The 7,976-nt window shown below is 67.2% G+C and carries 8 protein-coding genes; 2 read left to right on the top strand and 6 right to left on the bottom strand.

Going from position 1 to position 7,976, the window contains the following annotated elements:
- Window positions 1–942: MFS transporter (locus DBR12_RS11350; RefSeq protein ID WP_108617344.1), on the bottom strand; the 942-nt coding region annotated here is incomplete at its 3' end.
- Window positions 943–1,007: 65 nt separating this feature from the next.
- Between DBR12_RS11350 and DBR12_RS11345 the strand changes: the two genes are divergently transcribed.
- A complete protein-coding gene (locus DBR12_RS11345) occupies window positions 1,008–2,009 on the top strand; it encodes a helix-turn-helix domain-containing protein (RefSeq protein WP_108617343.1) in 1,002 nt (333 codons plus the stop codon).
- Window positions 2,010–2,325: 316 nt separating this feature from the next.
- Window positions 2,326–2,961, top strand: coding sequence for a flavin reductase family protein (locus DBR12_RS11340; protein ID WP_108617342.1), 636 nt, complete (start codon window positions 2,326–2,328; stop codon window positions 2,959–2,961).
- On the opposite strand, the gene DBR12_RS11335 is transcribed toward DBR12_RS11340, so the two are convergent.
- From DBR12_RS11335 to DBR12_RS11310, 5 genes are all read right to left on the bottom strand, one after another.
- On the bottom strand, window positions 2,939–4,027 hold the full coding sequence (locus tag DBR12_RS11335; protein ID WP_108617341.1) for an alpha/beta hydrolase: 1,089 nt from the start codon (window positions 4,025–4,027) through the stop codon (window positions 2,939–2,941). The two genes, DBR12_RS11340 and DBR12_RS11335, sit on opposite strands and share 23 nt — an antisense overlap.
- Window positions 4,028–4,053: 26 nt before the next feature.
- Complete coding sequence (locus DBR12_RS11330; protein WP_108617340.1) at window positions 4,054–5,016, bottom strand: hypothetical protein; 963 nt, start codon at window positions 5,014–5,016, stop codon at window positions 4,054–4,056.
- Window positions 5,017–5,208: 192 nt separating this feature from the next.
- Window positions 5,209–5,823, bottom strand: coding sequence for a penicillin-binding protein activator LpoB (lpoB, locus tag DBR12_RS11320; protein WP_108617338.1), 615 nt, complete (start codon window positions 5,821–5,823; stop codon window positions 5,209–5,211).
- 200 nt (window positions 5,824–6,023) lie between these two features.
- A complete protein-coding gene (locus tag DBR12_RS11315; protein ID WP_108617337.1) occupies window positions 6,024–6,431 on the bottom strand; it encodes a YcfL family protein in 408 nt (135 codons plus the stop codon).
- Window positions 6,432–6,467: 36 nt separating this feature from the next.
- Window positions 6,468–7,976: COG3014 family protein (locus DBR12_RS11310; RefSeq protein WP_233244398.1), on the bottom strand; the 1,509-nt coding region annotated here is incomplete at its 5' end.

Raw genomic sequence — 7,976 nt, 5'->3', positions numbered from 1 at the left:
CACCAACAGCGCAGCCGAGCCCAACAGGCACACCGAGATGATCTTCTCCAGACGCTGCACACGCCCCACCAGGAACCCGCCCACCAGCATGCCCGCCGCGCCACACAGCATGTAGCCGGTCACCACCATGGCCGTGATGCTCAGGGGCAGGCCGTACATGGACTGCAGCGCCGGACTGGCAAAACTCTGGATGGTGCTCAGTGCGCAGGTGCTCCAGAAGAAAAACGAGAAACACAGCCACACCGAGGGCAGCTTGAGGAAGGCCATGGGGTGCTCGGGCTTTGCTGCCCCTGCCCCGCCCTTGGCCTGGTGCGCCCAGGCGCCCTGGCGGTCGTCCAGCGCATCGCGGTGCCACACCATGATGGCCAGCACCACCATGGCGAAAAGGCCACCACACAGGCAGGCCGTGCGCCATGAGCCGGTCACCGTGGCAATGCCCGCCATGAACACCGGCGCCGTGGCCCAGCCCAGATTGCCGCTGATGCCGTGCACCGAGAAGCCATGCCCCAGGCGCTGCGGCGACACCCGCTTGTTGAGGATCGTGAAATCCACGGGGTGGAACGGCGCATTGCCCAGCCCGGCCAGCGCCGCCGCCAGCAACAGGCCCGTGTAGCCTTGTGCGGTACCTGCTGCCAGGCCCGCCGCAGCAAAACTCGACAGCGCAAAAAACATCACCGGCCGCGCGCCCACGCGGTCCACGATGAAACCCGACAGCGCCTGACCCACGCCCGAGATCACAAAAAACACCGACACCAGCAGGCCCAGCTCGGAGTAGCTGTAGCCAAACTCACCGATCAGCCACGGGAACAGCGGCGGCAGCAACATGTGGAAAAAGTGCGAGCTGCCATGGGCCAGGCCCACGAGGCCAATGGTGCGGGCATCCTGCCGCAGTGGGACGGGGTTGGCGGTGGTGGCGCTGGCGCCAGAGTTAGAAGCAGTCATGGGCTTGATCTTAGGCAGGCCACCCTCGGCAGGTTTACGATAGCCGGACAAGTTCTATCGCAAACATGCCAAACCTGCCCGCCCCTCCTCGCGCGCACGCGGCCCTCTCGGCGCGCTCCGCGTCGCCCGAGCCGGTGGCGGAGCACTTCGCCGCCCAGGTGGTACCACGCCCAAAGCCCGGAAGTCCGCGCGGGCTGTCGTACGTAGGTTCGCTCACGCCCGAGCTGTTTGTGCCCACCGCAGCCCGCCCGGTGCGTGCCAAGCTGCGCTGGCTGGCCGCCGACACGCAGGTGATGCCCCACAGCCACCCCTGGGCGCAGGTGGCGATCTCCACCACGGGCGTGATCCGACTCACAGTGCACCACGGCACCTACATCGTGCCGCCCTCGCGCGCGCTGTGGATTCCACCCGGCGTGGAGCATGCCGTGACCATGGTGGAAGATGCCGACCTGCGCACGCTGTACTTTCACCAGCCCCGCGGCCAGTGCGGGCCTGGCGCGCTGGGCAGCAGCCCCTCCCGCCAGCGCAGCGACAAAGACACCGCCGCATGGCGCCAGTGCCGCGTGCTGGAGGTGTCCGACCTGCTGCGATCGCTGGTGCGCGAGATGCCCACCGCGCCCGACGGCGGCCCGCCCCCCACACCCGCCGAACTGCTGCGCGAGCAACACCTGAGCGCCCTGGTGCGCGACGAACTGGCGCGCGCCGCCGCCGTGAAGCTGGGCGTGGACCTGCCCCAGGACAAGCGCCTGCGCCACCTGTGCGAAGCCGTGCTGGCCGACCCCACACGCCACGACACCCTGGCCGACTGGGCACAGGACACCGGCGCCAGCCCGCGCACGGTAGCCCGCCTGTTCCGCTCCGAACTCGGCAGCACTTTCACCCAATGGCGCCAGCAGGTGATCCTGGCCAAGGCCGTGTCACTGGCCGCAGGCCGCATGCCCATGGGCCAGATCGCCGCCGAGCTGGGCTACAGCCCCAGCGCGTTCAGCGCCATGGTGCGCAAGTCGGTAGGACAGCCGCCGGGGCGGTTTCTGGGGCAGCAGCAGCCGGGGCCGGGCATCGCGTGAGCGGCCGCGACACGCCGGCAGGATTTACGCAAATCGGGATGCAACAACCGCTTTTGCCTTGAGTGCACCGCTTGCCCAAGCCCTGTTTTGCGCAGACCATGATCGGGAAACGCCACGGGGTCAATGCCCTGCGCACCACAGCGGGCCATCGCGCTAGTCTGGCCCACCAGGAAATTCAAGCCAAACGCAGGCCCTGCGCCTGATGGTTGTGCGCAAGTAGCTATGAAAACAATAGCAATCTGATGCCCCGGTGCCTGCAGCGCCCGCCCGGTGCCGCTAAGGTGGCGGCATATCCTCTGCCCGCGCCGCGCCCACCATGACCACCACGCCACCCCTTCGCACATTCCACAGCTACGAACCCCGCCAGGGCCACGGCCTGCCGCACGACCCGTTCAACGCCATCGTGGGGCCACGCCCCATTGGCTGGATTTCCACACAAAGCGCCACCGGCGCCACCAACCTGGCGCCCTACAGCTTCTTCAACGCATTCAACTACGTGCCACCCATCGTGGGCTTTGCCAGCATCGGCTACAAGGACACGGTGCGCAATGTGCAGGCCACCGGCGAGTTTGTGTGGAACCTGGCCACCCGCGACCTGGCCGAGGTGATGAACCAGAGCTGCGCCGCTGTGCCACCTGAAGTGAGCGAGTTCGACCTGACCGGCCTCACCCCCCTGCCCTCTACCCGTGTGCGCCCGCCGCGCGTGACCGAAAGCCCTGTCGCCTTTGAATGCCGCAGCACGCAGATCCTGCAGCTGCAGGGTGTGGATGGCGCCCAGGTGGACACCTGGCTGGTGCTGGGCGAGGTGGTGGCCGTGCACATCGACATCGCCTTGCTGAACAACGGTGTGTACGACACCGCGAACGCGGGGCACATCCTGCGCGGCGGTGGCCCGGCGGACTATTTCACGGTGGGGCCGGAGCAGCTGTTCAGGATGTACCGGCCGCGCTAGGAGCCTGTTCCTGCTCTCTCAACAGCTGCAACGGCGCACACAGCCCGGCGGCCGGCTGACGGGCCCATTGCTCGGTCCAGGCCCACACCTGCTGTACGCCGTCCATCCCTGCGGCGGCGCGCTGCAGGCCGTGGTCGGCACCGTCGATGCGCCGGGCGCAGTAGGGCGCGGTGCGCAAGGCGGCCAGCTCCGCAAAACGGGCGTAGGCCACGGCGGGCACCAGCGCATCGTCGCCGCCCCACACCTGCAGCAGCGGCCAGGGGCCTTGCAGCAGAGGCAGGGCCAGCGGCCAGTTCCACAGGTCGCGCCAGTAACCCAGGCTGCGCCCTTGCACCACCACGCTGTCGTGCGGAGCACCCGCCACGATCTGACCCAGCGCGGCCCAGTCGCCCTGCACGCCCTGTCGGCGGGCCTGCAACGCCCCGGCCTCCTGCGGGTCCAGCCCGCTGGAGCCGATGAGCACCAGGCCTGCGAGCTGCGGCACCTCGGGCGCCAGTGCAGGCAGCAGCTCGGCCCCTTCGGAAATGCCCACCAGCAGCTGCGGCAGCGCGGGCTGCCCCTGGCGCGAGAGGGCATCGGCACGCAGGGCCGCACGGGCGTGTGCGAGCCAGGTGGAATGCCGGTCGCGCGACACAAAATTGTGCGGACAGTCGGCGGGGGCGGTGCGGTCGCCAGGGCTCACCCCGGGCTTGTGTAGCACCAGCACCTGGGCGTGCAGCAGTCCGGCAAAGTAGCGGTCGGCAAATGCCCCCAAGCCCGCACACCCCGAGCCGGGCACCACGATCACGCGGTAGCGCAGGGGCGGCACCCGTTCGCTGCGTTGCAGGGCCTGCAGCACCACGCCGCGTTCGCCTGGCAAAACCAGGGGCTCAAAGCGGCCCGAGGGGGCCGCGTGCGCAGGCTCGGCCAGCGCCGGAGACAGGGGCGATGCCGTGGCCTGGGCCGCAACCGCCCCGAAGGCAGCGGCCAGCACCGCCCCTGTGGCCCACCGCCGTGCGCCCAACAAAAAGGCCAGCACACGGCTGGCCTGGCGCGATGGGGGTACAGCGACGAAGCAGTGCGCCACGGCGTATCACCCCCAAAGAGCTGTGTTTACTTGAGGATCAGCACCTGCTCGGGCTGCTGGGGCTGCGGCACGGGCATGGGCTGGCCGCCTTGCTGGTACACCGGTGGCGGGCGCACGCCGCGCGCCAGGTTGGCGTCGGTGTAGCCCAGTTGCCCGGAGAGTTGGTGGTACACATCCTGCGCCAGCGACAGCGAGGTTTCGCGCATCACCTTGGCACGGTTGGGCGGCTGGATATCGCCACGGATCGACAGGATCTTGGTGTCGTTGCCTTCGCCCTGGGCCGAGAACGCGGCCTTGATCTCGTAGGTCTTGGTGTTGATGAGCGAGAAGTCGGCCAGCAGTTGCAGGCCGTACTGGCGCGTGGCACTGGTGGTGCCTTGCAGGGGCGAGAGCGCGTCGGTGAAGTCGATGCTCGACACCACGCCAAACAGCACGTAGTCAGCGCCGTTGAACTCGCCCTTCTTGATGCGGCTGATCACATCGGCCACCTGGGGTTGCGCCTGGGGTGTGGCCATCTTGCCGCCCTGCACCTGGTTGAGCACCTGTTCGGCCTTGGAAGGCTGCGGCTTGCCCGCATCGAAGCCCTTGCCCTGAATCAGGCGGAAGTACGTGCCCTGCAGGATGGCGCCCTTGATGTCGTTGGTGTAGCCGCCCAGCTCGCGCTGCTCGATGTAGCTGTAGCGCCCCGCCACATAGGTGCCGCTGGCCTGCTCGGACGCCTGCATGGAGTGGCTGCCCGAGTGCGAACCCGAGCCGCCATAGGCGCCGTGGCTGTAGCCACCGCTGTGGCTGCCGCCCGCGCTCATCTGGCTGCTGCGCTGGTAGGTACCAGCCAGGAAGTACTCGGACACGCGCTGGGCGTAGGCCAGGTCGGTCACAGCGATCTTGGGCGCCGCGCCGGGCTGCTGCGCCTGCGCGCCCGTGCCCCAGGCCAGCGTGGTGGCTGCGATCACGGCCAGGGCCGTGTGGAGGGTGATTCTGCGTTGCATGGTGTGCTCCTTGTGAGCTAACGGGAATTCATGAATCCATCGAGCGATGTGGCCTTAGCGCTCACATCCTTCGAAACTGGCGCGGCCCAGGCCAGCGGCCGCCGCGCAAGGGCCGCCCCGCCGCGCTGGCGGCGTCCCCCTTCCCGCGCGCAGCGCGAGAGAAAGGGGGAAGCGGCGCAGCCGCTCAGGGGGTTACCTCTTACTCGTCTTTCTGATTTCCTTTTCGTCCTGCCACTCGATCGTGCCTTCCTGCACATCAAACAGCTTCAGCGTGAACTTGTAGTACACGTCCTTGGTGTTGTTGTTCTGCTTGACGATGCTGGTCAGCTCGCCCTCCATGCTGTACTTGGCGGCGGTCATCTGGCCGACCTTGGCGGTGGTGCCTTGCTTGTACAGGCCGCTCTGGTTCTGGCGCTGCAGCTCGTCCACACCGGCCTGCATCTCGTTGATGGAGCGCACAAAACGCACCTTGCCCGACTTGACCAGCGAGGTCTGGATCGAGTTCATCACGTTGGTGGTGTCGATGTATTCGCTGGTCTTGTTCTTCACGGTGGAGATGGTCACCGTGGGACGGCCCTGGAAGATGCCGGTTTCGAGCAAACCGCCGGTCATCTTCTCGGCAATCATCTGCAGGTCGGTGGAACCGAATTCGTTGGTCACCAGCTCCACGGCCTTGGCGTCGCCGTAGTTGACCTGGCGGTCGAACCGCACGGTGGGCGAGGACAGGTTCTGGCAGGCCGACAGGGCCAGGGTGCTGGCTGCGAAGGCCAGTATCAGCGCACTGCGCTGGATGCGGTTCTTAGTCATGGTGTTGATTTCCTTGGTGATACATAGCGCTTTGCGCTCACTGCAACGCTCGAAACTGGCGCGCCTCCAGCGCGGGCAACCGCGCAAGGGCCGCCAAGCCGCGTATGCGGCGCTGTGCTGACTTGCGCTGGCCGCGTCCCCCTCCCACGCGAAGCGTGAGAGAGGGGGAAGGCGCGCAGCGACTCAGGGGGAGCTTCATCTCAGCGCGGCTCCACATTCATCTCAAGGCGCAGATCGACAGCCGCAGAGGTAGGCGCCACGCTCTTGACGGTCTGCTGGCCCAGGCCCAGCACGCTCATCTGCTTCCAGGATTCGCCGTCGCCCACCTGGTTGCCCACGTTGTCCAGCCACTTGAAGCGGTAGAAGACGGTGCGGTCGGTGCGGCCCATGTTGGCCATGTCGGCCTGCACCACCAGGATGTCGTTCTTGCGCACGATGCGCATCTCGCGCACGGCAATGCTGTTGGCCTCGCCACGCAAGGCGACCTTGGCAGCAACGGCCAGCGGGGTGGCAGGGTCGTGCAACTGGGCGCTGGCATTGCCAGCCAGGGTCATCAGGGCCGCGCACAGCACTGCAGGGACTGCTGCGGGGACAAAACGGGTTCTCATGCCAGAGGCTCCTTGAAAGGGGTCAGAAACAGAGGGTCAGTTCTTGGCGGCCGCGGCGGGCTGGGCTGCCGTAGGCTTGACGGCGGACGAAGGCACGGTGCGAGCGCGGTTGTTGGTGGTGGTGCGCACGGGGGCAGCGGGTGCCACCGCTGCGGCGGGGGCCGGTTGCGGTGCAGCCGCCACGGTGGGCAGCTGGCCCAGCGTGGCGACGTCGCCGGTCAGCACGCTGTTGTCGTACATGCGCAGGGGCACCAGGGCGTACTGGCCGTCGATCTTGATAGGCTGGGGCAGCTGGCGGCCGTTCACGCTCACGGTGTGCTCACCGGGCGGCAGGTAGCCACGGGCTACATACACGCGGCCGGGCAGCATTCGCCACATGCGGTCGTCGGCCTGCTCGGTGGCCACCGAGGCGGCCGCGCCGATGATGCCGCCAATCAGGCCGCCGCGCTTTTGCAGCTCGTTCTGCAGCACGCCCTTGGCCACGGCGCGGGTGAAGCCGCGCAGCACCATGCCGGGCATTTCGTCCTTGAGCGCGCGGCGGGCCATCACGTTCACATCCACCACTTTTTCCAGCTTGAGGTCGGTACCTGCGGCAGAGATGGTGGTCAGCAGCGCATCGGTGGACGGCTCGATCACGGGGTAGGAAATGCTGGCCGTGACCAAGCCCCGGCCCGTAGGCACGGGGATGGTAAAGGCCTTGGGCTTGCGCGCAGGCGCATCACCGGCTTCGACGATGAACAGCACGTCGGTCATGCGCTGGCGGCGCTTCCAGGTGAAGCCGGTGCGGTTGTCCAGACCGCGCAAGCCTTCTTCCAGCACAGGGGTGTCAGGCTTGAGCTCGATGGCCTTGCGGTAGCCGGGCGCGGCCAGGCCGGGCTCGTTGAGCATTTCGTACAGGAACCCGGCCAGGTAGTGGCTCAGGGCGTTGGAATAGCCGTTCTTGAGGGCCAGCACCTCGGGGTCGTTGAGCGTTTCAACCGGGTAGCCATTGAGCTCCTTGCCGCCCGATGTGGCGCCCTTGGACTTGGCTTCTTCTTCTGCGGCCAGGGTTTCCTTGGCGCGGAACTCGGCAATGATGGCTTCGCGCTCATGGGTGCGCTTGATGTCCACGCGGGCATTTTCAAAGTCGCCCACTGCCATGCGGTTGAGCGCCAGGCGCGTGGTCACCCACACTTTCTCGTAGTCCTGGCCTTCGTAGACCTTCAGGCGCTCGCTGATCAGCGCAGCGCCCACGGTGCCCATCAGCTTGCTGGGATTGGTCTTGGCAGTTTCTTCCCATTCCTTGACCTTGTTGTCGGCCAGCAGGAAGGCGTTGGTGCTGTCGGGGTAGCGGCGGTCCATGCGCAGCAGCTCGCCGCGTTCCATGTTGTAGAGCAGCGCAGTTTTTTCTTCTTCGGTCTTGGCCGTGCTTTCGAGCTGGGCGATGGCAGCCGGAATGCCACCACTGCGGCCGGCCGTCTGCACGTCGGTGGCCAGCTTGTCGTGGCTTTGCATGGTGGCGCAGCCTGTGAGGGCGGCGCTCAGGGCCAGCACCCACAACAGGCG

This window comes from Acidovorax sp. HMWF029 (assembly GCF_003060895.1).
In the GTDB taxonomy this organism is placed as follows: domain Bacteria; phylum Pseudomonadota; class Gammaproteobacteria; order Burkholderiales; family Burkholderiaceae_C; genus Acidovorax.
This window is presented reverse-complemented; position numbering and strand designations above follow the sequence as displayed.

Bases quoted from the DNA above. Each gene is read 5' to 3' on its own strand.
- DBR12_RS11345 (WP_108617343.1), top strand. From the start codon at position 1,008: ATGCCAAACCTGCCCGCCCCTCCTCGCGCGCACGCGGCCCTCTCGGCG.
- DBR12_RS11340 (WP_108617342.1), top strand. From the start codon at position 2,326: ATGACCACCACGCCACCCCTTCGCACATTCCACAGCTACGAACCCCGC.
- DBR12_RS11330 (WP_108617340.1), bottom strand. From the start codon at position 5,016: ATGCAACGCAGAATCACCCTCCACACGGCCCTGGCCGTGATCGCAGCC.
- lpoB (WP_108617338.1), bottom strand. From the start codon at position 5,823: ATGACTAAGAACCGCATCCAGCGCAGTGCGCTGATACTGGCCTTCGCA.
- DBR12_RS11315 (WP_108617337.1), bottom strand. From the start codon at position 6,431: ATGAGAACCCGTTTTGTCCCCGCAGCAGTCCCTGCAGTGCTGTGCGCG.